Consider the following 3296-nt stretch of genomic DNA (forward strand, 5'->3'; position numbering starts at 1 on the left):
AATTGTAACGAATCTGAGCAACGCTATTTGCTAAAAAGCAGCCAAATTCAGGCGGAATAACGTAAATAAGGTGGCTCAGATTCGTTAAATTTTAAAAAGCCGCTTTTTGGCAAACATAAGGCTTGTGAGATTCGTTAGAGTAACGTTCCGTCTGAGGTGAGCGTTCTGCCTGAGAGTAGGGGTCTATCTGAGGTAGAGTTCTGTCTGAGAGTAGCGTTCCGTCTGAGGTGAGCGTTCTGTCTGAGAATAACGTTCCGTCTGCGCGAACGAACCTGGGCTCATCCCCTCCGCTGGTGCCAAAGTGCTCGAACCGTTCAAGCTTTGGTCGAACTCAATTTCGGCCGAATGTGCCGGATGAAGAAATGCTGACAACAAAATCGTCGAACTCTGCTCCTGCCGCTAGGCGAGGGCTATTTGACGTTCACGGAACAGCGGCAGAGCGGAGCAAGCGATGAAGAGGAGGAACGGGGGACGGTGAACGGAAGCAGCGGCGAAGGGGGAAGAACGGGGGACGGCGAACGGAAACAGCGGCGAAGGGGGGGGATTGTGACGATAGAGCAAGAGCTTCTCCCTCACCGGTACCCTTGGCTTATATTGGATCAACTGTGTATAATGAACATGTTGCAATCAAATTCGGGCATTTCCGAAAGGAGCGAAGCGGCATGTATGATGTGGCCATTATCGGAGCAGGACCTGCCGGCGCGAGCGCGGCATTGTTCACGGCCAAGGCGGGGAAGAAGACGCTTGTTTTGGACAACGATCAGAGTATCACGAGACGGGCATGGGTGGAAAACCACTACGGCGTACCGGAAATTAGCGGAACCGATCTGGTCGATGTCGGCAAGAAGCAGGCGGCCAAATTCGGCGCCGAACTGAAGTCGGCCAAAGCCGTCAAGCTGGAGCCGATCGACGGCGGCGTACGCGTCCACACCGAGGAAGGCGAGTCGTACGAAGCCCAGCATGCCATTATCGCGACCGGCGTGTTCGTTGATCTGGCGGAAGCGAGCGGGATTGCGTTGCGCCCCGGTACAGAACCTCGCATCAAGACGGTTATTCAATGCGACGAGAACGGCAGAACGAGCCTGGAGCGCGTATGGGTCGCCGGTACGGCCGCAGGCGTAAGCGTCCATACGATTGTTACGGCCGGCGACGGCGCGAAAGTTGCCATTAACGTCATCAGCGAACTGAACGGCGAACGGTATGTAGACCATGATGTGAAGAAGTAATAGAGGTTCCCGCTGTCGGCGGGCTCCAATGTCCCCTAGTCGATTGTGACGGCTTAGGGGACTGTTTTTTGGGCGGAGCAAGCCGGAGCGTGGCCGATAAAGCCCCGCAGGTGTGCTTGTGGTCGCGGTGACAGGCCGGCGTGAGTCAATAAAGCCCCGCAGGTGTGCTATTGACCGCGTGAGCAGGTCGGCACACGGCGCTTGAGCCCCGCAGGTGCGCTATTGACCGCGTGAGCAGGCTGATGCTGCCCTGCAGCTGCTTATTGCCGGCTTGCCGCGGCGTTCGGCCTGCCAGCTTTCACGCGAATCCGTGCGACAGCACCAGGGCACCGTAGACGAAAGCGCCGCAGATGACGATGGCGGGGTGAATGTTGCGCCGTTCCATCAGCCAATACGCAACGGCGGCAATCGCAAGCGACTGCCAAATGCCGATGGAGGCCGTGGAAGCCGACGCCATTTGCCATGTCAGCAGCGCCATCATGACAGCGATCGCGGGCTGGACGAGCAGCGTCATCCCTTTGACGACAGGCGAATGGCGGTGGTTCCGCAGCAGCTTCAGCAGCAGGACGAGGGCGGCGGCCGACGGGACGACGGTAGCCGCCAGCGCGACGCCAGCGCCGATCCAGCCGGCCGCATCGTAGCCGACGATGGCCGCGATTTTGGTGGCGATCGGACCGGGCAGCGTATTCCCGAGCGCGATCATATTGGAAAAGGCGGTATCGGTCGCCCATTGATGGCGCACGACGATCTCTTGATGCATGAGCGGAATGGACGCCGGCCCGCCTCCGTAGCCAAGCGCGTTCGACAGAAAAAAGCTGATCAGCAGCTCTAGCCACTCCATGTTTCATGCGCCTCCTGCCGTTTTTCTGCTCTTCGCCTGCTCCTTCTGTCCCGCAACAGGCCGATAATCCGAAAATGAAACGCCCCGTAAGCGAGGAAGACGGCGATGACGATGGCGGCATGGAGGCCGATCCATTGCAGCAGGACGAACGAGACGGCGAACAAGCCGATGCCGGCCGCTTTCCCCAGCCCCTTGACGGCCCGCTCGCCAAACTCATAGGCCATCACGCCGAGCATGACGCAAATGACCGGTGTAACCGCGGCGATCATGCCCTGCACAATCGGTGACCGGCTGAGCCACTGAACGGCCGACATAAGCGCGATCATGGCGAAGGCCGAGGGCAAAATATGCGCGAGCACCGCAACGGCCGCACCGCCTCCCCCTTTCAACCGGTATCCGAGATAAGCGGCCAGCTTGGTGGCGATCGGGCCCGGCAAGGCGTTCGCTATGGCGAGCAAATCGGCAAATTCCTCTTCATCCATCCAACGATAATGGTGAACCGCCTCGTATCGAATGAGCGGAATGATGGACGGCCCTCCTCCGTACCCGAGCACGCCGGTCTTGACCATGGCCCAGGACAGCTGCGCGTAGGGTCTGATCGGTCTGGATGATCCGGCCATCGCTACAGCCTCATGCCCATCCGGCTCTTGTACCGGTTAATGAGCAGCTGACAATCCACGCCCGTCACCCCTGGCAGCACGTACAGTTTGTCTTTCATAAACGTTTCCATCTCGCGCATATTTTTGAACAACCCGTGCATATGCAGCTTGCTCGGTCCGCTCATATGGTAAAGGCTGGTCACGAACGGCTCGTCCGCGAGCTTGGCCGCCACCTCGTACAGATGCTTCGGCTCCACGTCCACGTTGAAAAAAGCGGATACGGTGATCCCGATACGCTCGGGGTTGATCACCGCGGTGAAACGCTCAATGACGCCTTGCTCCATCAGCGAATTGATGCGCGCCTGAACGGCGACCCGTGACAGACCGATATCCTTGGCGAGATCGGTGTAAGAGATTCTGCCATTCTGGTTCAAAGCCTGAATAATTTTGCGGTCGATATCGTCAAGTTCTACTGGCGCCGCGTATTGGTCAGCAGCGGACTGCATCGGCAATCGGCTCCTTTCTCTGCTTAATCCGAATAGCATCGCGTATTCGAATTCGCTATTTTATTTACCTTATGAAATCAATATATAGATATTTGTATTCACTTTCAATACAAAAATAGATTTT

At 57.4% G+C, this 3296-nt stretch carries 4 protein-coding genes; 1 reads left to right on the forward strand and 3 read right to left on the reverse strand.

Translation table 11 applies throughout. The features are described 5' to 3' along the window. Positions 1-662: 662 nt before the first annotated feature. Positions 663-1226 (forward strand): FAD-dependent oxidoreductase, encoded by a 564-nt coding sequence (locus tag PACILC2_RS23845; RefSeq protein WP_062495429.1) that lies wholly within the window; start codon positions 663-665, stop codon positions 1224-1226. Positions 1227-1524: 298 nt separating this feature from the next. Here PACILC2_RS23845 and chrA read toward each other — a convergent pair whose 3' ends face one another. Genes chrA through chrS form a run of 3 tightly spaced genes read right to left on the reverse strand, consistent with a single transcriptional unit; the run spans position 1525 to position 3172 of the window. Continuing rightward, entirely contained in the window at positions 1525-2067 is a 543-nt protein-coding gene (gene chrA, locus PACILC2_RS23850) for a chromate efflux transporter ChrA (RefSeq protein ID WP_213531294.1), read from the reverse strand. Continuing rightward, positions 2055-2687: a chromate efflux transporter ChrB gene (chrB, locus tag PACILC2_RS23855; RefSeq protein WP_213531297.1), complete on the reverse strand. Its 633-nt coding sequence runs from the start codon at positions 2685-2687 to the stop codon at positions 2055-2057. The genes chrA and chrB overlap by 13 nt, the downstream gene beginning before the upstream one ends. 2 nt (positions 2688-2689) lie before the next feature. Then, a complete protein-coding gene (chrS, locus tag PACILC2_RS23860) occupies positions 2690-3172 on the reverse strand; it encodes a chromate efflux transcriptional regulator ChrS (protein ID WP_062495423.1) in 483 nt (160 codons plus the stop codon). Between the last annotated feature and the right edge of the window lie 124 nt (positions 3173-3296).

It is taken from the genome of Paenibacillus cisolokensis, from assembly GCF_018403665.1.
Classification (GTDB): Bacteria; Bacillota; Bacilli; order Paenibacillales; family Paenibacillaceae; genus Paenibacillus_AH; species Paenibacillus_AH cisolokensis.

What these genes read in the sequence shown, in the direction of transcription:
- PACILC2_RS23845 (WP_062495429.1), top strand. Translation starts at nt 663, where the DNA reads ATGTATGATGTGGCCATTATCGGAGCAGGACCTGCCGGCGCGAGCGCG.
- chrA (WP_213531294.1), bottom strand. Translation starts at nt 2,067, where the DNA reads ATGGAGTGGCTAGAGCTGCTGATCAGCTTTTTTCTGTCGAACGCGCTT.
- chrB (WP_213531297.1), bottom strand. Translation starts at nt 2,687, where the DNA reads ATGGCCGGATCATCCAGACCGATCAGACCCTACGCGCAGCTGTCCTGG.
- chrS (WP_062495423.1), bottom strand. Translation starts at nt 3,172, where the DNA reads ATGCAGTCCGCTGCTGACCAATACGCGGCGCCAGTAGAACTTGACGAT.